At 62.6% G+C, this 22598-nt stretch carries 14 protein-coding genes and 1 pseudogene; 3 read left to right on the top strand and 12 right to left on the bottom strand.

The window, feature by feature from the left end; all coding sequences use genetic code 11:
- Window positions 1-88: 88 nt before the first annotated feature.
- The 3 genes from ACPPVV_RS00495 to ACPPVV_RS00485 all read right to left on the bottom strand — a co-directional run bounded on the left by ACPPVV_RS00495 (window position 89) and on the right by ACPPVV_RS00485 (window position 3353).
- Window positions 89-1006: a PhzF family isomerase gene (locus ACPPVV_RS00495; RefSeq protein ID WP_426701530.1), complete on the bottom strand. Its 918-nt coding sequence runs from the start codon at window positions 1004-1006 to the stop codon at window positions 89-91.
- Between the two features lie 69 nt (window positions 1007-1075).
- A complete protein-coding gene (locus tag ACPPVV_RS00490; RefSeq protein WP_426701529.1) occupies window positions 1076-1978 on the bottom strand; it encodes a DMT family transporter in 903 nt (300 codons plus the stop codon).
- 148 nt (window positions 1979-2126) lie between these two features.
- The gene (locus ACPPVV_RS00485) at window positions 2127-3353 is read right to left on the bottom strand and encodes an MFS transporter (RefSeq protein ID WP_426701528.1); all 1227 of its coding nucleotides are present in this window, start codon (window positions 3351-3353) and stop codon (window positions 2127-2129) included.
- 96 nt (window positions 3354-3449) lie between these two features.
- Between ACPPVV_RS00485 and ACPPVV_RS00480 the strand changes: the two genes are divergently transcribed.
- Window positions 3450-4349 carry a LysR family transcriptional regulator gene (locus tag ACPPVV_RS00480; RefSeq protein WP_426701527.1) on the top strand — a complete coding sequence of 300 codons (900 nt, stop codon included), beginning with the start codon at window positions 3450-3452 and terminating at the stop codon, window positions 4347-4349.
- A gap of 65 nt (window positions 4350-4414) precedes the next feature.
- Here the strand turns inward: ACPPVV_RS00480 and ACPPVV_RS00475 are convergent, their stop codons facing one another.
- Window positions 4415-4855: an Lrp/AsnC family transcriptional regulator gene (locus ACPPVV_RS00475; RefSeq protein WP_426701526.1), complete on the bottom strand. Its 441-nt coding sequence runs from the start codon at window positions 4853-4855 to the stop codon at window positions 4415-4417.
- A gap of 154 nt (window positions 4856-5009) precedes the next feature.
- Between ACPPVV_RS00475 and ACPPVV_RS00470 the strand changes: the two genes are divergently transcribed.
- On the top strand, window positions 5010-7229 hold the full coding sequence (locus ACPPVV_RS00470; protein ID WP_426701525.1) for a glycoside hydrolase family 20 protein: 2220 nt from the start codon (window positions 5010-5012) through the stop codon (window positions 7227-7229).
- A gap of 118 nt (window positions 7230-7347) precedes the next feature.
- On the opposite strand, the gene ACPPVV_RS00465 is transcribed toward ACPPVV_RS00470, so the two are convergent.
- Window positions 7348-11220, bottom strand: coding sequence for a hypothetical protein (locus ACPPVV_RS00465; protein WP_426701524.1), 3873 nt, complete (start codon window positions 11218-11220; stop codon window positions 7348-7350).
- Window positions 11221-11303: 83 nt separating this feature from the next.
- On the opposite strand from ACPPVV_RS00465, the pseudogene ACPPVV_RS00460 reads away from it, so the two are divergent.
- A pseudogene (locus ACPPVV_RS00460) lies at window positions 11304-11414 on the top strand (IS5/IS1182 family transposase); the annotation flags it as partial.
- 65 nt (window positions 11415-11479) lie between these two features.
- Here ACPPVV_RS00460 and ACPPVV_RS00455 read toward each other — a convergent pair.
- The 7 genes from ACPPVV_RS00455 to ACPPVV_RS00425 all read right to left on the bottom strand — a co-directional run bounded on the left by ACPPVV_RS00455 (window position 11480) and on the right by ACPPVV_RS00425 (window position 22586).
- Window positions 11480-12169, bottom strand: a complete 690-nt coding sequence (locus ACPPVV_RS00455) for a hypothetical protein (RefSeq protein WP_426701523.1) — start codon at window positions 12167-12169, stop codon at window positions 11480-11482.
- Between the two features lie 89 nt (window positions 12170-12258).
- Window positions 12259-12918, bottom strand: a complete 660-nt coding sequence (locus ACPPVV_RS00450; RefSeq protein ID WP_426701522.1) for a DUF4145 domain-containing protein — start codon at window positions 12916-12918, stop codon at window positions 12259-12261.
- Window positions 12919-13165: 247 nt separating this feature from the next.
- A complete protein-coding gene (locus ACPPVV_RS00445) occupies window positions 13166-14011 on the bottom strand; it encodes a sulfotransferase family protein (protein WP_426701521.1) in 846 nt (281 codons plus the stop codon).
- Between the two features lie 80 nt (window positions 14012-14091).
- Window positions 14092-15099 carry a LacI family DNA-binding transcriptional regulator gene (locus ACPPVV_RS00440; protein WP_426701520.1) on the bottom strand — a complete coding sequence of 336 codons (1008 nt, stop codon included), beginning with the start codon at window positions 15097-15099 and terminating at the stop codon, window positions 14092-14094.
- A gap of 16 nt (window positions 15100-15115) precedes the next feature.
- A complete protein-coding gene (locus ACPPVV_RS00435) occupies window positions 15116-17839 on the bottom strand; it encodes a glycosyl hydrolase 2 galactose-binding domain-containing protein (RefSeq protein ID WP_426701519.1) in 2724 nt (907 codons plus the stop codon).
- Between the two features lie 4 nt (window positions 17840-17843).
- The gene (locus ACPPVV_RS00430; protein ID WP_426701518.1) at window positions 17844-19229 is read right to left on the bottom strand and encodes an APC family permease; all 1386 of its coding nucleotides are present in this window, start codon (window positions 19227-19229) and stop codon (window positions 17844-17846) included.
- Window positions 19230-19391: 162 nt separating this feature from the next.
- A complete protein-coding gene (locus tag ACPPVV_RS00425) occupies window positions 19392-22586 on the bottom strand; it encodes a TonB-dependent receptor (protein ID WP_426701517.1) in 3195 nt (1064 codons plus the stop codon).
- Between the last annotated feature and the right edge of the window lie 12 nt (window positions 22587-22598).

Genomic DNA, 22598 nt, shown 5'->3' with positions numbered 1-22598 from the left:
GCTCCTGAATACCGACGACCGCGCTCGCGGACTCGCGCGCAGGTGACCTATTTGCGTTCCTCACGGTATCTGCCCTGGCAACCATCGATTACAACTTGATCTCGCCGCGGAAGGCGACCACCGCGTCCCCGGCGATGCGCACGTGCGTGGGTTGTCCATTCGCCGGATCAACCGACACCTCCACCTTGACCCGACCCGGTCGCCCGATAGCCTCACCCTGGCTGATCCACCCGACGAGACCTGCGTGGAACAGGGCGGGCGGCACCAGCCGGTGCAGCACCAGGTACGCGCCGAGTGGGCCATTCGCGTTGCCGGTGACTGGATCCTCAGCGATACCAATGGCCGGGGCGAACATGCGTGCGTGCGCGAGCGTGTCCGGGGCCGGATCGGCCAAGGTAAACGCGTGGTAGCCATTGCAGCCGATCACCCTGCTGAGCGCGCTCAGTGCGCCGAGGTCCGGCGCGAGCGCATCGAGCAGCACGCGGTCGCGCAACGGCACCATCACCTTGGAATGGCCGGTCGACACGATCTGGATCGGGCCTGGGCCCAGGTCGTCATCTGACAAGCGCAGCGCGGCAAGCAGTGCCTGGCGATGCCCGCCGGCCAGCACCGCGCCGAAAGTGGGTTCGCGCTGGTGCATCCAGATCCGAAAGTCGCCGGGCGCCATCGGTTCGACATCGACTGCCAGCACGCCGGCGCCGGTGAGCTGATGCACCCGGCCCTGCACGTGGGTGCCCTCGATGGCGCGCACATAGTGCGAGGCGATGGTCGCGTGGCCGCACACCGGCACCTCGGTGGTCGGCGTGAAGAAACGCACGTGCAGGTCGTGTCCAGGCCCACGCGGCGGCAGGATGAAAGCGGTCTCGGAGTTGTTGAGCTCGCGTGCGATGGCCTGCATCTGCGCTTCGTCCAGCCCGGCGGCCTCGGGCACCACGCCGGCCGGATTGCCGGTGAAGCGCGTTTTGGTGAAGGCATCGATCTGGTAGATCCGGTAGGTGTTGTCCATGGGCTCTCCATTCGCACAGGCCACGACGGGCCACGATAAAAGTCAGGCAGCGGATCCGGGCTCCCCGGGTCAGGCGTCGCGAGCGGGGCTCAGCGCTTTCCTGGCCCGCCGCCACACGCCCTGCCCATTCATCCCGGCGACCGCCACCAGGATGGCTCCGGCGCCGAGCATCTGCCCGGGCTCGAAGCGCCGGCCGAACGCCAGCACATCGACCGCGATCGCCACCACCGGGTAGAGAAACGACAGCGCGCCTTGCAGATGCGTGGGGAGGCGATGAATGGCGTCGTACATCAGCACGTAGACAAGGCCCGTGTGCACCACGCCCAACACCACCAGCAAGCCCCAGGTCGACAGCTGTGCCGATGGATGGCTGAAATCGGTGAATGGCGCAAGCATGAGCACGCCCACGCATACCTGGATCAGGGCGATCAGGTGTGGCGGCGTTCCGGCCAGACGTTTGGTGACGAGCGCGGCGATCGCCCAACACAAGGCCGCCGCGAACGCCATGGCCACACCGATCAGGTACGCGTGGCCCGGCATGCCCATCCCCGGCCCCACCTGCACGATCAGCAGCAGCCCGCCGAAGGCCAGCGCCAGCCACGCGAATCTGTCCAGCGTGTGCCGCTCACCGAGGAACAGCGCGCCCAGGCATACCAGGATGAATGGCTGGGTGTTGTAGACCGCGGTGGCGATGGAAATGGACGTGCGCGCGTAGGCACCGAACAGCAACAGCCAGTTCAGCACGATCGCCACGCCGCCAAGCACCGACAGCAGCAGCACCCGCCGCGTGAGATGGTTGCGCAGTACGCCCATCGCGGCGCACACCGCCAGCAAGGTGCCCGCGCCGAACAGGCACCGCCAGAACACTACCTCGAGCACGGGTCGCCCGCAGACGACCACGAACCAACCGATGGTCCCTGCAAGTGTCATCGCTGCCGCCATTTCCGCGGTACCACGTGCTTGCCCGTTCACGACGATCTCCGATACCAAGGCATTATTGTCCCCGAGTGGATCGCGGCATCCCATCGCCAAAGGCAGGCTGCGGAGGTCTTTTGCCTGATAAATTCAGGCCATCGCGTTATGGGGACGCGCGGGACTGTTGTCGAACAGCAAGGCGTGATCACGGGCTGGCGTTGCGGCTGTAAGCCGACAGCGAGACGGCCAGCGCGGCAACACCGAAGACCACGCCCAGCGCGCAGGTCAGGTCCCAACCGCCCACCGCCCAAGCCACGCCGGCCAGGGCAGAGGCACCCGCGCCACCGACGAAGAACGCGCCGGTGAAAAGGCCGTTCAAGCGGCCGCGGGCCTCCGGGCGGATCACGTTGATCGCCCGCCGGCCAAGTGTCTGGTCGCCGACCGTGCCGATGTCGAGCAACAGCGAGGCCGCCACCATCAGCACGAGGCCCGCAATCGGCGCCCGGTCGCCAGCGATCCACGCGAGCGCCATCGAGGCGATGATCAACAGGTGCATCAACACGTTGAGCGGGCGGGTCCAGCCTCTGTCACCCAGGCGCCCTGCGATCGGGGCGATCACCGAACCGCCGACACCGGCCATCGCGAACGCCGCGATGCCATTTGCGCCGAGTCCAAAGGGCGGCTGCGCGAGGCGCAACGCGATGATGGTCCAGAACACGTTGAACGCGCCGAAGGCCAGGATGGCGCTCAGCGCATGACGCTGCAGCACGCGTTCACTGCGGATCAACGGCCACAGCGAACGCACCAGCGTGCCATAACGCATGCGATGGACCGGCTGCATCGTGGGCAGCCTCTTGCGCAACACCAGCGTCATGAGCGTTATGGCGATCGCAAAGATGACGAATACGTCACGCCAGCCATATGCGCTGCCGATGAGGCTTGCCAGCGGGCGCGACACCAGGATGCCGATCATCAGTCCGCTCATCACGTTGCCGACGACCCGGCCGCGCTCGGCTTCGGGGGCGAACGATGCGGCAAGCGGCACCAGCATCTGGATCGAGCTGGTCGCGGCGCCGACGGCAAACGCCGCCACCAGATAGGTCGCCGCGCCAGGCGCCCATGCCGACGCCAGCATCGCGATCACGTCGAGTGCAAGCGTGCCCAGGACCAACCTGCGGTTCTCGACCAGGTCGGTGAGCGGCACCAGAAACACCATGCCTGCGCTGTAGCCAAGCAGGGTTGCCATGGTGACCAGGCCGGTAGCGGCGAGGCTCAGGCCCAGCGAATGGGCGATCACCCCGACCAGCGGCTGCGCTGCCGCGATATTGAGCGCGATGACGCCGCAGGCGAGCGTCAACAGGGGAGTCAGTTCGCGCGCGCTGGCTGTGGCGGGGGTTGTGGCAGGGACGGTGGAGGGGTCGATGGCATTCATGGCAATATGCAATACGGGCAAGATGGAGTTGCAATCTATGCTTGTAATACATATGCGTCCAATTAAAATTGATCATTCTCTTTATGCGAGTTGCGCATGAATACGCGAGATCTCGATGCCTTCGTGGCGGTGGTCGACAGCGGCTCCATCCTTGCGGCCGCCGCCCATCTGCATCTAACCCAGCCCGGCGTGACGCGACGCATTCAAAGCCTGGAAAACGCGCTGGGGGTCCCGTTGCTGGACCGTCAGTCCAAGCCGCTCAAGCCCACCGCCGCGGGCCGCGACGCCTACCAGCTCGGCCGTCGCGTGCTGGCGTCGCTGGACGATCTCCGCGCAGGCTTGGCACCGGGTCAGGAGGTGCGCGGCGAATTCCGTTTTGGTATCACCCCTTTCCTCGCCGACATCGCGCTCGAAGAGCCGCTTTGCTCGTTGCGGCAGGCGTTTCCCGGACTGCACATGCGCGTGTCCAGTCGCTGGGCATCCGAACTCCTGGCAGACCTCGACGCGAACCGTATCGATGCCGCGCTCGTCTACCTGCCAGGTGACAACGAGCCGCCCGCGGGCTTCGAGCGGGAGCGGCTGGGGCGCATCGAGGTGAAGGTGATCGTGCCGCGCACGCTCAAGCTGCCGCGACGAGTGACCCTGCGCGACCTTTCGGACCAGCCATGGATCCTGAGCCAGGACGGTTGCGGCTTTCGTCGCGTGCTGCGGCGCGCGCTCGAGGGTGCGCAGCTGCCGTTCCACCTCGCGGTGGAGGCGCTCGACCCTGTCTTGCGGCATTCGCTTATCGCGCGAGGGATCGGCATTGGCCTCACCGCGGGCAAGCTGCTGAAGGAAAGCCCGCACCGCAAAGCGTTGCGTATCGTCGAGGTGCCCGAGTTCAAGGCGGAGGTGTGCGCCTGGCTGGTCCATCGCCCCACCGAAGGCCGCCTCTCCGCGCCGCTGAAGCATCTCCGCGGCGAATTGCGCGACGCGCTGGACATGTTCCGCAAGTAGGGTGGGCACATTCCGCCGGCGCAACGGGGTCGGCCGCTGAGAGGAAGCATCATCAGACGACGGTGTTACCGACCGATCGGCGGCGGGCGGCGCCGGACCACCTGGCTTTTGACGATGGCGGTGTGCGTGGTGGCTTCCTGCGTGATCGGTTCGACCACTTCATCCAGATGTTCCATCGAGCGCACGAACAGGCGCGCGACGTAGCAGTCTTCTCCGGTGACTTTGTCGCACTCGACGACTTCGGGTATGGCCTCGATCAGCTTCTGCACCGCCTGCAGGCGTCCAGGCAGTGGCCGGATGCGCACGATCGCCTGCAACGCATGGCCCAGCCGCTGCGGATCGAGCTCGACGGTATAGCCGCGGATCACGCCGCGTTCCTCCAGCCGTCGCAACCGCTCGGAGGTGCTCGGCGAAGAAAGCCGGACAGCCGAGGCCAGTTCCTTGAGCGACACGCGTGCGCCCAGGATCAGGCGATGGAGAATGGCGCGGTCGGTTTCGTCGATCATGTCGAAAGTCTAACGGGTGCCGTTAGGCCACGCTCTCTACGCGCCAAGCGGCCTTGCTGTCTTCTTTGGCGTTTCTTTGCTTGAATTACTTCAGGGCTCGCACCAGCATCGTTACCACCGTACGAGCAAGCCACTTCGTCCAGGAATGCCTGCCATGCCCCGACATCTCGTTGCCCTGATGCTTCTCGCGTTCTCGCTGCTCGATCAAGGGGCCCATGCACAAGCGGCGCTCATCCCGCAGCCGGACCGAATCGAGGCAGGTCACGGCAGCTTTGTCCTGAACCGGAACGCGTGCATTGTCGCGCCCGCTGGCCGACGCACGCAGGAGATTGCCGCATTCCTGCGCGATGGCATTCGCGAGCAGAGCGGGATCGCGCTTCGGATAGCCGCCACCTCGAAGCGGCCGTGCATCGAGCTGCGCATCGATCCTTCCGTGCAGGGCGAGGAGGCCTACCGGGTGAGCATCACGCCGCAACGGATCGAGATCGCGGCGGCCGATGAGCGCGGACTCTTCTGGGGCGTGCAGACACTGCGACAACTGCTGCCGTCCGATCATCGCGCGACGCTCTCGATCCCCGCCATGCGCATCGACGATGCTCCCCGCTACGCCTGGCGTGGCGTCATGCTGGACGCGGCACGGCACTTCATCCCGGTGCCGCTGGTCAAGCAGCAGATCGACCTGCTCTCCCGCTACAAGCTCAACGTGCTGCACTGGCACCTGACCGACGATCAGGGCTGGCGGATAGAGATACGCAAATACCCCAAGCTGACCAGTGTCGGCGCGTGGCGCACCGAGGCGGACGGCAGCCGCAGCGGCGGGTTCTACACGCAGCAGCAGATTCGCGATGTCGTCGAGTACGCGCGCCTGCGCAATGTCATGGTCGTGCCGGAGATCGAGATGCCCGGCCACGCCTCGGCAGCGGTCGCCGCCTATCCGTGGCTGTCCTGCCCGAAAACGGCGATCCCGGTGCCCAGGACGTGGGGCGTGTTCACCGACATCTACTGCGCCGGTGGCGAGAAGACGTTTACCTTTCTGCACGACGTGCTGAACGAAGTGGCAGAACTGTTCCCCGCGCCGTACATCCACATCGGCGGCGACGAGGTGCCCAAGCAGCAATGGGCTGAAAGCCCGTCGTCGCAGAAGCGCATGCATGACGAAAAGCTGGCCGATGTCGACGAGTTGCAGAGCTGGTTCGTCCAGCGCATCCAGCATGACCTCGAAGCACGCGGCAAGACCCTGGTCGGCTGGGACGAGATCCTCGAAGGCGGCGCCGATCGCAACGCCGTGGTGGAAATGTGGCGCGGCGATGCCGAAGCCGCCAAGGCACTGGCCAACGGCAACCGCCTGATCGTCGCCGGTCCGTTCTATCTCGACACGTCAATTGATGAGCTCACCACGCAGGACATCTACCGCATCAACCCGTTTGCGTCGCCCGCCTTCGCCGGGCACGCAGACCAGGTGCTCGGCGCCGAGGCGCCGCTGTGGAGCGAATACGTCACCCCGCGCAATCTGGAAGCGATGCTGTATCCGCGCGTGATCGCGTTGGCCGAACGCCTATGGAACCCTGAAGCCCACGACTACGCTGACTTCCAGCGGCGGCTTCGCGCGCAATACCCGTGGCTGGACGCGCAGCACACTGCTTACGGCCCGGAAGATCGCGACCTGGTCGACTACAAGCTCGACTACAACCCGACCCAACACCGCTGGCGCCTGCGCGCCGCGCGCGGCTTCGACGACATCGAACTGCACTACACCACCGACGGCAGTGAACCGAACGCGCAATCGCCCACCTTCGGCGACGTGCTGGACCGCTACACCGCCGCCACACTCAAGGTCACGCCTTACCGCCACGGCGTGCCCTACTTGACCAGCCGCATGTTCCCGATGGTGGACAACCTGGCGCTGGGCAAACCGGTGACCTACCTCACCGCGCCCGATGCGCACTACGCCGGCACCGCGACGCAACTGGTCGACGGCGTCCTCGGCAGCAACGACGACTACAACGATGGCTTGTGGGTCGGCTGGCGCGGCGCGGACCTCGCGGCAACCATCGACCTGCAGCCCGCCAAACCGATCCACAGCATCCAGGTGCGTTTCCTGCAGCAAAGTGGTTCATGGGCGCTGCTGCCGAAGCTCGTCACCTTCGCCGTGTCGGACGACGGCAAGAGCTGGCGCACGCTGCAGTCCACGCCGATTGACGTCCAGCCGATGGATCTCCGCGTGATGGTTCGCACCGTGCGATTCAACGCCGCCACGCCGGTGACCGCACGCTATCTGCGGGTCACTGCGCAGAACTACGGGTTGCTTCCGGTCGGACATGAGGGCGCGGGGAAGCCGGCGTTTCTGTTTACAGACGAGATTCTCGTGCAGTGAAGCTCACGGTTGACGCTCTCTCGAAGATGCTGTCAGCGAAGGTGCGAAAACTGGGACGGAAAAAGTTAAATCCGATGGGCTTAACTTCCTTCGTCCCGTTTTTCCGGGGAAGGAACAATCAAAGTCCGATTCTCCGCTCTGCGGCCCTGCGATCCTCTCGCTCTGCATGCCTTAGCCACTGCTGGGCATTCTCGCGAAGCATGTCAGCAGTCCGTGGCCATTTGTGCTGAAGCTGGTCGGCAGCCTGGCTGGACTCTTCGGCAAGCGCACGCTCTTGCTCGCCGCCGCCATCAATGGGGCGAGAGTGCACTCCGCGCTTGTTGAAAAGTTCGATCACAAGACTCGACTCAAGTTTGGAGTTAGCCAACTCTTCTACGGCATCGCGGACAGGTCTGGTAGGCCAAACGCCGTCGTCAGGATCGATTGGAGCGTATGCCAGCAGCTTTCCGATTTCAGCGGATGCGACCTCATAGCGCCCCGCCTTCTTACCCAGATCAATGGCTTTGCCGATCCAATCCCGCATCCGTGAGTAGTCAATTTTCCCTTGATCATCCGTCCAGGGAAGCTTCTGCCATGACTCCAAGAGCTTGTAAGCAATATCCGCCTTGGCGCGCACTTGTGATTGCGCTTCGCTAGCGTCGTCCACCGTTTCCTCCGCGCCGCCATTGGCCTCCTCATCTTCCTGCTCACTCTCAACTGCGTCATTTGAGCGATACAGGTCGCTGAGCACCTGCACAAAGAACTCCGGGCTCTCGCCCATGTACTTGTGCAGTGCGAAAGCCTCCGGCTCCCCATACGAGTGGAGAACAGGGAACCAGCGATATTCCAATCCCATCAGGACATCGCGATCTACGTCATCCCGATCGCGCAGCGCCTTGAAAATCTCCCGCAGCCAGTAACCATCGACCCGACGTAGATACTCCGTGTTCTCGACAACCTTGTTGAAACCCAAATCAAGCACTTGGAGAAGGGTCGGGCTATCCGTCCTTTCCAGCCTAGACCCAAGGAATTCATACAATTCCGGACTGCGCCCATGCTCGACCATCTTTGCAACGCCCAAAGCGATCAAATCTTCGTCATCGCTTCGAACGAAGGTATCTCGTGTTTCCCAATAAGCCTTCTGGACCTCGCTGGACAGTTCCGACACAAAATCGAACAGCTCCTGCGTGTCGTTCCATACCCGAAGCAGTTCAGCTACCTGCGCAGCAGATGCCCCTTTCTTCTCAACTAGGTGAATAGTTTCTGCTGCCCACTCGAACCCAAAGTGCGCTGCACCATGCCCCGTCACCAATGCGGCTAGCCAAGCAATCTTCTCTCCGCCATTGAAGGCCGCAAGAATGAAATTGCGCGCAAACTCGGCGGATGTCGCCCTGACGATCGACTGGGACATCACTCCAGGAGTCTCTACTCGCTTTGCGAAACCAAGAACCAAATCGACGCCACCCTCGGCAATCTTGGCAATGGCAGCATCGCGCTCTCGCCCCGTTCGCTCATTGCGCTGCTCGTAGGTTTCATCCGGATTCGCGCGGTCCATCAAGGAATGGTCAAAGAGCGGTCGGTAGAGACCCATCGGATCGTCTGGTCGGAAATGTTTAGCACACTCCTCGATCTTCTGAACCATTGGCTCAGGCATAGCCCAACCTGCGGTCGCGAACGCGCGGTGCTTGGCAGCCAAGCCTTCCAACGCCTCCCACAGAAGACTCGCTTGCCCAGCGGATACGAAGGCTTCCTTGGAGTCGCTAATCCGTTCCAGCAACGTGCCCAGTTGGGCTTCGTTCTGACTGGCTACAGCGGCATTCACCAGCTGCATCCATCGGCTTGCTTCATGTCCTGCCAGGGGCAACGCCGTCTGCACAACGAAGGCATGATCGCGCGCCAACGAGCCATAAGTTGGCGTGGGTCGGGAAGACGCTCCAAACTCCCGCCACTCAGGCGTAGCCGTGCCAAACGAAATCGCATGGTTCTCAAGCAATAGTTTCGCCAGCAAAGTCCAGGCGATCCTAGGGAACTTGCGGCAGACTTGCTCCAAGGCATGATGCCGAACTTCCTCCTGAGCATTCGTATGCGGTTTCCATGGAAGGAAAATTTGGCACAACGAATTGATCGGGCGATTGCTGAGCTTCCCACCCGGGTCCAGCTCTGCCATGCGCGCCAGGATCTGGGTTACACGACCCAAAAGAGTGGGATCCCAAGCCAACACCTCTAGCCCACGCAACGCCCCGAGATAGTATGCGCGGCCGAGCATGGGGTCATCGCTGCCCTCGAAAATCGGGGACAGCAGTGCGCCATCACCCGCGGCTAAGGTTTCGAGGGCTGAAAGGAAAGGGATTGACGCCGCCTCTGCCAGATCAGGGAGAAGGGAGTCCAGACTTGCCAAGGCCTGATAGTCCGAGGCCAAGCCCAGGATGTCGCGCAGGACATCATCCACAAAATCCTGAGCGGAAAAGCCATTGCCGATGTAGGAGAGTTTCTGCTCATTGATCGCAATCAACCGCAGAATTTCCGCTATTCCCCGCCGCAACGCGCCCGAGTATTTTCTCTCTTTCCCATATATGCCTGCATAGACACGCTGCTCCGGCGGTAGGTCAAACGCTGGATCACGCTCACCCAGCACTTCAAGCGCGGCATTTCGAAACCGTTCCAGCATCAGCTTTGTGATCACCCGATGCTCAATGCTTAACTGCCAGATATCCGCTGGCGCGCTCAAGGAAGTTAGATCCCCCGCGCGAAGGATTGGTGCGTCGTCAAGAAGCAACACATCGACAACGGCCTCTTCGACTTGCTCGTAAGGAATGCCAGCGACATCAGCCACTACCTTCGTATCTGCAGGCTCGTTGTGCCGCCACGCGCCACAGAGTATGGGGGCGGCAAGTTTGCGCAGCTTGGGGGCGCTCGCCCATCCGGGATGGCGGGATCCAGCCAGATCGCGAATTCGATAGAGCACTGTAATACTGCTATGGCACTCGCCTGCAGTAACCCTGGCATCGACATCCCGCATCCCCATTTCTTGTAATGCATCGGCGAACTCTTGCCTTCGCGCGCGCGGCAGCTCAATCAGCGGGCTGCGTGCCCCGGAGCTCGAATGGGAATTTCCATACGCCGCAATGACCGTATGCCCCCGCGTAGCTAATTGGGTAGCGATATCGGTGGCTCGCCCCGAAGTGATGACCAAAAGCTTCTGATTGGTATCCGTGAGATAGGCGTCGTCTTCTGGCTTGGTGATGACAACCGCTTTGGCAAGCAAGGCGCTGCGTCTTGGATCTTCATTGGGCATTGACAGGATCGCTGCCGCCACGAATGCGGCCGCTTCGCTCGGCGAATCCGCCTTGACTCGAATGACGCCGCCACCCATCCCAGCCTGGACCAACGCCTCGGCCCCTTCCTTTCGGTTGAGCAACAGCAGCTTCTCGCTCATAGCAGGGGTAACCCCCTGGCTGTAGTGGTCCCAAGAAGCCTCTATGCCCTTCATGCCTCCCGACACGATCTGCATCTTCCGAGCGAGCCACGCGCTTACGGAGGGGCTGCGATCCAGCCAATTCTCGAGGTCGTCTGCGTCGATGATCTTGACGTCTTTCCAAACGCCAAGGCTTCGATAGTGGCTCTCGAACTCGTCTCGATCCTGACCCTTCTCGCCGTGCCAACGGCGAAGGGATAGCGCCACGTAGGCGATGTCGGCGCGCTTATGGTCTAGATAGGCGTCTTGCGCACCGCTCTTACTTCGCTTCTCAATATCTCTCTTCGCCTTCTGGTGGGGCTGCTTCTCGGTCGAGAGCTCCCAGAGCGAAACACCAGCCGGCACATAAGGCGGGCTGCCCTTCGCCTGCACCAGGCCATCGGCGCCTGGCCGAAAGGTGGACTCGCCGGATGGAAAGCGAACATCGCCCACCCCGTCGGCGCTTGCTTGGATGAGTCGGCGAACCAGCTCTGGCAAGAGACCCTTCGCGGGTTCTTTGGCTGCAAACTCTTCAAGTTGCTGCGCGCTAGTCTTCACTGACTATCCCTAAGGAAACTCTGATTTTGCTTTGCTGTCGAAGCGTGCACCTGTCCCACGGAGTGTAGACGAAGCCCGATCAGTTGACCTTGGCCACGCAGGCAGATGGTGGATTTGAAGCACACCGCAAGTCGACACGTCGGGACGTGTTTCTGGCGGAGATGGACAAGGTCGTACCGTGGTCGCAACTGTGTGGGCGACAAAGGTACGGAGGTAATTAATATCATTAAACTACCTCCGTACCCCTTGATCGTCACGCTTATTTCAGTTTCTTCGTGATGTAAACGACGGATATTGCTGCGAACTCTAAGAAGAACTCCGCTTCAGCCTTTGTAAGGCTAGACGCGATGGTGCCCCCATGCCGCACGAACGCCTTGTTGCTCGTTGCCCCATAGGCCTGACTTACAAGCCGTTCAATATCAGGGTCGAGATTCGCTTGCTTGATGATCTTGCCAAGGGTTCCATTTGGTTCGTTCAGCAACACCATTAGGCACGACTCGACTGCACTGATGGATTCCTTTACGGAGTTTTCAAAGTCTGGCGTTGTGGAGTAGATAAAGTTCTTTGCCTTTAGCCACTGACCTCGAATAGGGTTCAGCTCGTCAGTGAGCGCATCATTCGCCTTGCCCCAGTTTTTCGAGGACGGTGCGTGACGTTGAATTCTCTTAAGATCGAGCAGGATGTCTGCGTATAGATTTGCGACATAGACACGGCGACTGGCGTAGGTCGTCATCTCTTGCAATTTGCAGAATGCTGAGAAGACTTCGAGTGATTTTTGCGGATTTGGGTTGGCGTATTTAGCATCTTCAAGCTCAAGCGTCACTTCGGCATATAGATCGCGATACGCATGGGGTTGATCTGATGTGCGGCCGTCCGTCGCATACGCGATCATGAGAGCCTGAAGATCCATGATCTTCGCGCCGAGATCAATCGCTTTCTTGCTATCCACCAACGGTGTTCCTCACTTGTAATTCCGTAATCCGCAGGCTTTCGTTGTTTCTACCGCAGATCTGGAGGAACGATTGGTTGGATAACGTGTCATCGTTTTGTCGACGCCATGCTGCGTCGAGCACGAAATTTCTCAAAGCGCGACGTCAGTGAAAATACATAAATCAAGATCGACTCCGTAAGGTCGAGGACATCGCGTGCATCGCGTTTTGTGACCTTGATGTCTGGATCGTGGGCAGCCTCATTCCCGATGAGACGAATCTCGTGCGCCCAATTTAGAAGCCGAGAATCGATGTGGCCTGCGTCAAACAGACTCTGAAGTCGCGCGTTCAGATCTCGCCCTTTTGCCCCGAAAGTCTTACATGTTGCCTCAATGCACTTTCTACACATCAGGACGCACGGTTCAAAGAGCGAGGCGGAAAACGAGCGAGTGGCTTGCTCATGCGCCGATTTTATGTTGGAAGGCGCGCCATCGAGAGGCAATCTCTTTTCGGATGGATAAAGAATCACTTCATCCGTGACGGTTTCAAATTCAGCGGGAACCCCATAAAGAGATTGGCGAATAAGGAATGGCTGGCTGCAGCGACCACAGAGACAAACAAAGTAATGTTCTCCTTGATATTCCGCGTCTATTTCGTCAAACGGATTGATCGCGTTGCTTCGGAAGCCACCATTCCCCTCAGCCACAACCTGCGCCGCTATAAGAATGTTGCACTCTGGACAGTAGACATCAAATTCGGTCTTCGACATGAGAGTAGATGCCCTTCCCTATACGGCCCAATGCTTGGTAGACCTTATACCCTGTGGCTAACAAGCATGTTGAGCGTACATCGGGGCGTCATGCAGGGGAATTTTGTGGTCCTTCACCAACGGCAGCAGCGGGTCGAAATCCGACGTCCCAACCTCACCGAGGTCCGGCGAGCGCCCCGCCTATAGGTGACCGCCACTGCCCGTGGTGGTTCGTCTCAGTATCGCGTCCGATACCCAAACCCTGCTCCTACACAATCGGCACTTGGCTCACGTTGTTCTTCGGATCCATCCAGAACGACTCGTTCACGAAGCGACCGAAGATTTCGCGCGGCAAGATGGAAGTGCGCTCGATCGGTTCCACCTTCGGGCGCACGGTATGCAACCCGGGCATGCCGACGCGGGCGTCGAACTCGTCCGCGCTGAAGCCGATGTTTTCGAAGTCGTGTTCGAACCAGGGTTCGCCGATGAACTGGTAGACCGCGCGCATGGCCGCCGAGGGGTTGTGCACCAGGCTTTCGTAGGTCAACAGCAGCAAATGGCCCGGGGCATATTGGCCGTAGAACGCATCCTTGGTGGCCTGGAAGGCGAAGCCCACCATGCCGCGCGGATCGGTCAGCGCCTCGATGCGCGAATACACCGTGGTATTCGTGTCGAAGCGGAACACCTTGCTGACGCCTGCCGGTTGCTTGCGCACCAGTCGCTCCATGCTGTCCAGCACCCATGACAACTGGCGCACGCAGGCGATGACTTTGGCTTCCGGAAACAGCGTACCCAGCAACGGCATCCGGCTGCACCACAGCCGGCTGGTGTCGAACACGACGCCGGCGTCCGCCTGCCCCGCATAGAAGTTCTCGACCAGGCCGCGCAGCATCGCGATGCGTTGTTCGTCCGAGACGTCGAACGAGAAATCATTCTTGCTGCTGGCTTCAGCGATCACCACGCCCATGATGTCGGCGAGCGGGCTGGTCATGCCGGCGCGGAAACGCGGGTTCTGGTTGAGGATGGCGGCCAGCAGCGTGCTGCCCGAGCGTGGCAGCCCGGAGATGAAGTGGAATTTCCGGGACGGCTTCGCGATGTCGTGTGCGGCAGGCATGCTGCGCTCTCCTCGGGATCGGTGACGGGTTGGAAGAAATGCGCCTCGGGCGGATGCCCACCGAATGGTACGCGGCCAGTCTACGGGACGGGTGCCGTCGAGGCACGGATGCGCATCTTGTAGTCGACCTCGACCATCCTGGCCTCGCCCTTGTTCAATACGCGAAGCAGCAGTTCCTCGGTCGCGCGGCGGCCCATCTCGCGCACGGGCTGATGGACGGTGGTGAGGGGAGGCCACACTTGCGTCGCGATGGCGGTGTCGTCGAACCCGCAGATGGACATGTCGTGAGGAATCGACACGCCGGCCTCCGCGGCGGCCCATATGGCGCCGACCGCCATGTCGTCGTCGCCAGCGAAGATGGCGGTGGGCCGAACCGGCAGCGCCAGCAGTTGCCGCATGGCCGCCACACCGGACTCGAACGAAAAACGGCCCTGGACCATGTACGCGGGATCCTCCTTCAGGCCGGCATGCTTGAGGCCATCGCGGTAGCCGGCCAGGCGCCACACGCCGGCGCCATGTTCGGGATCACCCAGGATGTGGGCGATGCGACGGTGACCGAGCGACACCAGGTGGCCGACCATTTCCGCGGCAGCTTCGCGCTCGCGCAGCATCACGCCAATGCATGCCCCGCAGTGGCGCGGCGCGATCGAGGCGAACGGCACCTCGTTCCTTTGCAGGCAATCGAGCAGCTGCGGATGATCGGTGATCGGCGGCGTGAGGATCAGCCCGTCGGGCCGGTGCCGCGAGAGGATGTCGTCGACCCGCTCGACGAAGTCCGGCGCCGTCGAAACCAGTGGTTGAACCATCATGCTGTAGTGCTGCGCCACGCACGCTTCCAGCACCCCGGCCTGCACTTCCATGATGTAGCTCGGCGAACGGTTGTCGTACAGCAGGCCGATCATGAAGGAACGATTGGTGGCCAGGCTGCGCGCCGAAGTGAGCGGCCGGTAGTTGAGCGCGGCGACGGTGTCCATCACGCGCTGGCGCATGGCATCGCTGACATTCGGATCGTTGTTGAGCACCCGCGAGATGGTTTTTTTCGATGTGCCCACGATGCGGGCGACGTCGCTGATGGTCACGCGCGGCATGGATGTCTGGCCTGGCTCAATGATTGTTTTCCTTCGCGGTGCCCGGGCTGTTTTCGACAACGACCGGAACGCTCCGTGCCGGCGCGTTCCATCCGCTGATTTCGACGACCGGCGTCGCCGTCCCCTGCCCCGCATAACGCGCGGTCAGGGTGACCGATTCGCCGGGCCATAGCGTAACGTCGTTGTCGCTCCACAGGATCGGCAGCGCGAGTTTGCCGTGTGCGGATCGCCTGATCGAGACATGCTGGAACAGGGCCACGGCTCTGGACGATGCGGGCAGCGTCAACGTGACGGTGACTTCCTCGTCGGTTCCCGCGCGCTGCATGGTGGCATGGACCTCGCTGGCCGCCGTCGGCAGCGATTGCAGCGCGGTCAGGTCTGCGTATTGCGTCACCGGCGTGAGGTACCAGTTCGAATGCGCCCAATCCATCGTGTCGGGTTGGGTGGAGAGCCAATACACGTTCCGGCTGATCGGCTTGCCGTCGGCGGAAGCCAGCTCGAGCTCGATGAAGTGGGTAGGCGACAACCCCGCTGGGGTCGGCAGCGTTGCCAGCTGCCGCGTGCTGTCGCCGGCGAGTTCGATGTCCTGCACACGCCGTTCGTAACGCACGCTGCCGTCCAGGTTGCGCACGCGGATGCGCGCCTGCAGGCCATGCTCGCCGGCGGGCGTCTGGTTGACCAGCACGATCGCGCGCGTGTCGTAGGAGTACTGGATGTGCACCGGTTCGTTGGCCTTCTTGGCGCCGAAGTAGGCGCCGGCCGGATTCATGAAGTAGTCGTACAGGTGCCAGTGCAGCGAAGGCCACGCGTTGTTGAGCATCCAGTAGATCACCCCGGTCGAGGGGTTGGCCGCATCTTTGTGCGCGTTGAATGCCTCGAACTGCGCGCGGGTGTTGTCGTAGTTGTCGAGCTGGGCCTTGGCGACGTAATCGGCAAGGCTTTTGGGTGCGCCATAGCGTTTGGCCAGCGCCGTGTCGAACGGCGCAATGCTCGCGAACGTCGACCAGTCGGCGGCGGCGTGGTACTGCCGCACCTGCGGGTGCTTCCACAAGGCCTCCAGATCCTGCGGCGAAAGCATCTGGGTCAGGTCTTCCAGCCGCGGGATGTCCGCGCCCGCGCTGGTTTCGGAGTTGAAGCCGAACGCGCCGCCCAGCTTTTCGGCGTACCAGTACGCCGGCGGCACCCACGCATAGGGACCGGTCATCTTCATGCCGGAGAGCCCCGTCGGGGCGGTGCCTTTGTCGGTGGCCACTGCGATGATGGGCATCGTCCAGTCTTCGGCATGCAGGGTGTCGACGTACATCTTCGCGAGGGCCGGCGGCGGCGGATTGTCGCTGCCGATCAGGAAGCCGATCACCGACGGATGGTTGCGCAACAGGCGCGCTTCGCTCGCCATGGAGTCCTGCGCTACACGCTCGTCCGCGGCGTCCCATGGGGCACCGCCCGTCTTCGCGGCGGATTCCCATTTGTCGCAACATTCCCAGCCGGCCAGGATCATGATGCCGTCGCGGTCGGCCAGCTCATAGAAGCGCGCGTTTTCCAGCTTGCCTTCGCTGCGGATCGTGTTGAGCCCGAGGTTGCGGACATAGCTGAACTCGGCCTCCATGCGCGCGGGATCGTCGCGCAGGAACATGTCCGGCGCCCAGCCCGCCCCGCGGATCAGCACCGGCTTGCCGTTGATGCTGAACTGGCGATAGCCCTGCTTGGTCAGCCTGGAGCTGACGCTGCGGATGCCGAACGTGGCGCCAGCCTTGTCGGAGGCCGCGCCATCGACGGTGGCGTCCATCTGCAACGCATACAGCGGATGAGCGCCCATGCCGATGGGCCACCAGACATTCGGATGGTCGAGGTCGAGACCCGGATCGGTCTTCGGGGTGAACGTCACAGTCTGCGTCTGACCCGGCGCAAGGCGGATGACCTGTCGCAGCGAAACGCCCGCCACCATGCCGGTGATGGTTGCCTGATGCGCCACCGTATCGAGATTGCGTGCCTCCACCTTCACGGTCAGCGCGGCGCGCGCGAGATCGGGCAGCGACAGGGTTGATGTCACCTGCGGAAAACGCAGCTGGACCGGCCCCGTCCGCACCAGGTCCACGCCCCGCCACGGCCCCATGTTGTTGTCCGGCGGTGTCGGGTTCCAGTCGACCCAGCCGATCGACAGGCTTCTTCTCGGATCGGCCGGATGCACCTGCAACGCGAGGACATTGGTGCCTGCATGCACCCATGGCGTCACGTCGAACTCGTGCACGGGATAAGCGCCGGCGACGGCAGCGTGGTCGGCGACCAGGTGCCCGTTCACCCACACATCGGCGCTCGCGATCATGCCGTTGGTGCGCAGCAGCGTGCGCAGTCCCCGGGCGCCTTCGGCAAGCGTGAACTCGGTGCGGTACCACCAGGGGTTCACGAACAGGTTGCCGCTGGCATCGGGCGCTTGTACCGCGCGCAGGTTGTCGCTGTAGAACACGTCCTTGTACGTGCCGTTTTCCAGCAACCCCGCCATCACCGTGGCGCGACCGCTTGCCGTGCTCCAGCCGCCGGTGGAAAAACCGGCGGATGAAATATCCGCGCCGCCTTCCTGCGCCTTGTCGCTGGACTGGATCTGCCATTGGGCCACGACCGTGGTCGAGCCGGCGCCGCCCGCCACCCGCGTCGGCGAGAAAGCGATTCCCGCACGCGCGGGCGGCGCGATCGCCGCCAGCACGATCATTGTCACGAACAGGGGTTTGAGCAGGATTCGCATGGCGTCAGTCGTTCCCGAGATAGGCTTCGCGGATTTCCAGCGGTGCGAACGGCCAGGACCGATTCACCTTCGCCCAGATCGCGAACACCACGATGCCGGCAACGATCCACGCGCCGGACAGCATCAGCGCCGACGCGGACGCCGACACGTAGACGTAGACCCAGCCCAGCAGCGCGATCACGCACGGTACCGGATACAGCCATTGCCGGTATGGCCGGTGGAGGCCCGGCTGGCGCTTGCGCAGCACCACCAGCGCGGCGATCTGCGCGATGGACTGCACGATGATGGTCGCGGCCAGCAACATGCTGATGACTTCGGTCAGGTCGAAGAACGTGCCGATGGCGGTCACCGCGCCCATCGTGAGTAGGGCCACATGCGGAAAGCCGTGCTTGGCGTGCAGCTTGCCGAAAACGGACAGGAACACCTTTTCGTGCGCCGCCTGGAACGGCACGCGCGAGCCGCCCAGCAGCCCGGCGAACACCGAGGCGAACGCCGTCACGATGATGAGCACGGTCATGACCGCGGCGGCCAGATGTCCCCAGCTGTGTTCCACCACCAGCGACGCCACGGAGGTGGATCGTGCGATCTCCTGCCACGGCGCCACGCCGAGCACGCTGATGTTGAGGATGAGGTAGATGACCATCATCACGATGACCGAGATGATGATGGAGCCGGGCATGGTCCGGCCCGGGTCGCGCAGCTCGTCGCCCATGTAGGCGGTCGTGAAGTAACCCAGGTAATCGTAGATGCCCAGGATGAGTCCCGCGCCCAGGCCCACGAAGAAGTGGGGACCGAACGCATCGGCCGGATAGGTGAACGCGTACTCCGGATGGAAGTCCGAGAAGCCGGCCGCCGACACGCCCACCACGGAGAGCAGCATGATCACCCACAGCGCGATGGTGATCACGCGGATCGATTCGATCCGCCGGTACAACAGCAGGGTAACCAGCGCGGTCGCTGCCAGGCCGATGAGATGTACGGGCCACCAGCCCATGTGCGGGAAAAAGAATCCCAGGTACTGGACCATGCCGATGATGCCGGTCGACATCAGCAGGGGGATCGTCAACAGCACCGTCCAGATGAACAGGAACGGCATCAGCTTGCCGGTGCGGTATTGGAACGCTTCGCGGAGATAGACGTAGGTTCCGCCGGACCCCGGCATGGCCGCGCCCAGTTCTGCCCAGACCATGCCATCGGCCATCGCCAGGATCGCGCCGGCGATCCAGCCGATCAGCGCCTGCGGCCCGCCCATGATGGCGAGCATGATCGGGATGGTGATGAACGGCCCGATGCCGCACATCTGGGTCATGTTGATCGCCGTGCCCGTGAACAAGCCGATGGAGCGATGGAAGCTGCCGTCGCGGGTGGGTGGGGTCGCATTGGATTGCATGTTTGCCTTGTCGCGCTGGTTGCCTGCTCGAAATCCGATCCGTTCGCCCTGAGCGTAGGGCCGAAGTCGAAGAGCCGTCGTGCCACGGCTGCTTCGACTGTGCTTGCTAGCGCAAGCTACGCTCAGCGCGAACGGGGTGTATGGCCGGAAGTCCGGCCTCGCTCACCACTGGCCACGGATGCCGACCATGAACATGCGTTCGGAGAAATTCGAGTGCGCCGGCTGGTCGGGCCATACGAGGTAGTAGTGCTGATACTCGTTGGTGAGGTTGGTGCCGTCCACGAACAGCTGCGCAGACTTGGTGATCTTGTACGAGACCGACGCATCCACGTACTTCTGCGGCGCCTCGTACATCTCCATGCCCGTGATGCCGCCCACGTCCTCCGACACCGCACGGCGTGATCGATAGTTGTACGCAACGCGTGCCTGGAAGCGGTCGTCCTGGTACCACAGGATGAAGTTTCCGGACTTGGTCGAGTTGTCCTGGAACGGGATCTTGTGGCCGGCCAGGTCGGATGCGCCCGAGTCGCTCGGCGCGTAGGTGGCGTTGATCTCCATGCCGGTCTTGGACAGGATGCCAGGCAGGAACGTGAACCCCTGGCGATAATCGAACTCCGCGCCGTGGATGCTGTTGCCGGTGCCCTGGATCGGCTCGGAGATCGTGACGCAATGATTGCGCACCACGCCATCCTCGTCCGGCAACGTGCAATCGATGACGCTGCCGCTCTTGATGAAGCTCTGCACGTTGATGCGGAACAGCGCCAGGCTGATCATGCTGGTGGGGTTGATGTAGTACTCGAGCGAGGCGTTGTAGTTCTTGGAGCGCCAGGGGTCGAGCGTGGGGTTGCCGCTCGAACTGCCGGCCGCCACGCGGAACAACGGTCCCTGCGGTGTTTCCACCAGCGAATAGTTCAGCTGCAGTCCGCCGCCCCACGTGCTGAGGTCAAGCGGCATCATGTTCTTGGAGTAAGCCAGGCGAAACTTCAGGCTGTCGGTGATATCCAGCGCGAAGTTGGCCGCCGGCAGATAGTCCTTGTAGCTGCGCTGCGTGATCTGGGCGCCGATATCGGCGGGCTCCGTGCCGTAGGCGCCGGGATCGCCGCTGAGGCGCTGGGTGACGCCCAGATTGGTGCGGATCACACGCATGCCGACGTTGCCGCTATATGGCATGGTCCCGAGGCTGCCGTCGAAATCGGCCTGCAGGTAGGCCGAGGTTTCCTTGATGCCCACCGCCCAGGTGGTACCTGGCTCGCCCTGCCTCTGGGTCTGGGGATAGAGCGATTTCCAGTACGCCTCGGGGTTGTCCATGGCATGCGGATCGATCGCCCAGAAGGTGATCCCCGAACCGAGCAGGTTGCTGTACTTTTTCCAGTTGTTGGCCAGCGGCCCGGGCGTGTTCGGAATCTGCAGTGCCGATATCGGACCGGCGCGGAAATACCCCTGCGAATTTCCCGCGGTACACGAACCGCTGTTCAGCACCACATCCGCGCCCACGTAGCGCACCAGGCAACCGTTCGGGTCGCTGGCGCCGATGCCGGCGTACACGGGGGTGACCAGGGTGTACCCGATGTTGGCGGCATGGCGGATGCTGTTGCGTGCGCCGAAGTCCAGCCTGATGCCATTGCCGAAGTCGTAGTGTCCATCGAGGCGAAGCACGTTGAGCCCGACCTCGCGGTCATAGTCGCCGGCGGACTCCAGCGTCTTCATCGCCCAGCCATTGGGGTCGGCGAACTGGTTGGCCAGCGACGAGGGCATGCTGACCGTGATGTTGCGGCCACCGAGGTTGGCGACGATGGGAACCGTGTTCTGGGCAAGCCCGTTGGCGTTGAATACGCGGTTTCCACCCAGCTGGTCGGGAAAGATATACGTGCCGGGCGGCACGGCGTCGTCGGGCACGCCGTCCTTGAGCACGTTGGACCACAGGCCGCCATCGGAATTGGAAATATTGACGTCGGTCTCGACGTTCGATTGGTGCGCGGTGTCGTGGATGCCACGTACGCTTGCCGTGAAGGGTCCGCCGTCGTCGAAATCCAGTTGCGCATTGAAGTTCTTCGCCGTGGATTCCTTGCGCGTGATCTGCGAGAACGATTCCACGTCGCCCGGCCACTTCTCGTAGACCTTGGTGGTGTACAGGTGCGTGCCGTCCCAACCCGGCTCGGGCGTGCCGTAGGAACCGGCAACCGGCCTGCCGGTATCGCGCGACTGCAGGGGTACGTAAGTCGCGCCCTGCCAGTTGGTGGAATTGATCTGGATGCCGGCGGTGCGGTCGAACTGGTTTTGCTGCGCGTAGAAGTAATCGCTGGTGAAGGTGAACCCGCTGCCCAGATCCATCTGGAACGAGGCGCTGCCTGATTTGCGTTTGCGCTGGGTGGTGGTGTCGTACAAGCCGATGTTCTGGCTGCCCATGAACACCCCGTTGGATTTGCCGTCGCCATTGACGTCGACGCTGCCGTCGGCGTTCTGCACGATCTGGGGAGGAATCGGCGCGCCGTTCCACGGGGTCAGGAAGCCGTTGTAGCCACCCGCGCTGGCCGCATTCTCACCGTTCAGGACCACGCCGTACTGGTCCAGGCCCTCGTTCGAGTTGTAGCGCGTCGTATCGGAATAGTCGGCAGAAACCAGCAGGCCCCAGCGGCCGTGGTCGTTGTACGAAATGAGGCCGTTGGCCTCCGGTCCCCATTTGCTGCTGGTGCGTCCGCGTTCCCCGTTGGCGGAGTAGCTGTAGGTAAAGCCGCTGGGCAGATCCCAGGGACGATACGTATGCAGGTCGAGTGCGCCGCTGATGCCGCCGTCGGTCGTGCTGGCGGTGGGTGACTTGATGACGTCCACGCCGTGGAACAGCGTGGCTGGCAGCATGGTGAAGTCGGGCTGTTGCGAGTCGATCTGGTCGGCCGTAATGAACGCTTCGCCATTCAGCATGGTGCCCACTTCGGGGAGGCCGCGCACGTCCACCGTGGTGCCTACGCCGGCGTCGCGATTGACCTGCACGCCAGTGACCCGCTGCAGCGCGTCGGTGATAGTCACGTCCGGCAACTGGCCGATGCTCTCCGCCGTGATGCTGTCCTGGATGTTTGGTGCCTGGCGCTTCAGCTCGATCGCGCGCATCTGCGACGCACGCACGCCGACGACGTTGATGGTGGACAACGAGACTGCCTTCTTGGCGTCCTTGTCTGCCTGGGCTTTCTTTGCATCGGGCGAGGGCGTGGCCGGGGCGTCTTGCGGGGCGGCGGCTTGCGGCCCCGCGGCGTCCGCCGGCGTGCCCGTGCGCGGTGATGCCGCCGCCGACGTCGCCACCGCCGCCAGCAAGGACATGGACACGGCCAAGGACAAGGGGTGCCTGCGATGTAGGGTGGACATGAGCCTTACCTC

Origin of the sequence: Rhodanobacter sp. Col0626, from assembly GCF_049994385.1 — a bacterium.
Lineage (GTDB): Bacteria > Pseudomonadota > Gammaproteobacteria > Xanthomonadales > Rhodanobacteraceae > Rhodanobacter.
This window is presented reverse-complemented; position numbering and strand designations above follow the sequence as displayed.

Excerpts from the sequence above, each read along its gene's own strand:
- ACPPVV_RS00475 (WP_426701526.1), bottom strand. The coding sequence starts at position 4,855 with ATGATCGACGAAACCGACCGCGCCATTCTCCATCGCCTGATCCTGGGC.
- ACPPVV_RS00440 (WP_426701520.1), bottom strand. The coding sequence starts at position 15,099 with ATGCCGCGCGTGACCATCAGCGACGTCGCCCGCATCGTGGGCACATCG.
- ACPPVV_RS00485 (WP_426701528.1), bottom strand. The coding sequence starts at position 3,353 with ATGAATGCCATCGACCCCTCCACCGTCCCTGCCACAACCCCCGCCACA.
- ACPPVV_RS00470 (WP_426701525.1), top strand. The coding sequence starts at position 5,010 with ATGCCCCGACATCTCGTTGCCCTGATGCTTCTCGCGTTCTCGCTGCTC.
- ACPPVV_RS00450 (WP_426701522.1), bottom strand. The coding sequence starts at position 12,918 with ATGTCGAAGACCGAATTTGATGTCTACTGTCCAGAGTGCAACATTCTT.
- ACPPVV_RS00430 (WP_426701518.1), bottom strand. The coding sequence starts at position 19,229 with ATGCAATCCAATGCGACCCCACCCACCCGCGACGGCAGCTTCCATCGC.
- ACPPVV_RS00480 (WP_426701527.1), top strand. The coding sequence starts at position 3,450 with ATGAATACGCGAGATCTCGATGCCTTCGTGGCGGTGGTCGACAGCGGC.
- ACPPVV_RS00495 (WP_426701530.1), bottom strand. The coding sequence starts at position 1,006 with ATGGACAACACCTACCGGATCTACCAGATCGATGCCTTCACCAAAACG.
- ACPPVV_RS00435 (WP_426701519.1), bottom strand. The coding sequence starts at position 17,839 with ATGCGAATCCTGCTCAAACCCCTGTTCGTGACAATGATCGTGCTGGCG.
- ACPPVV_RS00425 (WP_426701517.1), bottom strand. The coding sequence starts at position 22,586 with ATGTCCACCCTACATCGCAGGCACCCCTTGTCCTTGGCCGTGTCCATG.
- ACPPVV_RS00445 (WP_426701521.1), bottom strand. The coding sequence starts at position 14,011 with ATGCCTGCCGCACACGACATCGCGAAGCCGTCCCGGAAATTCCACTTC.